1 protein-coding gene is annotated in these 439 nt (G+C 37.6%); it reads right to left on the bottom strand.

Annotation, left to right across the window (positions count from 1 at the left end; genetic code table 11):
• On the bottom strand, positions 1-439 hold a 439-nt coding region (locus ACFIK8_RS10045; RefSeq protein WP_375669339.1), incomplete at both ends, for a hypothetical protein.

Raw genomic sequence — 439 nt, forward strand, 5'->3', positions numbered from 1 at the left:
GTGTGTAATTTTGTTTCATTTTCTGCAAGAGAAATTTTATCAGCCACTTGATGAGCGAGATGGCGCATGTGCCGTGCTTGTTCAATACGCAATGAAAGACGACAAACATTTTCAATTAAGAGCATTTGTATCACAGAAGGTAGCGCCCATAATTCACCAATTTTGAGGGCACAAACTTCTTGAAATCCATTGATCATAGCTGTGAGTGTTTCTTGTGAAAATCTGCTATCTGTATGAGCAATATAAAGCCAAGCTAAAGCAAAGATACGTGGTATTTCTGCCTTTTGTTTATAAAGAGGAAGTTGTTTGATGAAAGATTTAGGTAAGTTACGGCTTAGCTGCTGTATTGTTTTGTCAATGGTATAATAGTTATCAATAAGCCATTGAGCAGCTGGTGCAATAGTTTCATCGTTTCGAGCGGCAATATCGCTTCTATGAA

This window comes from Bartonella sp. MR168JLCBS (assembly GCF_042194175.1).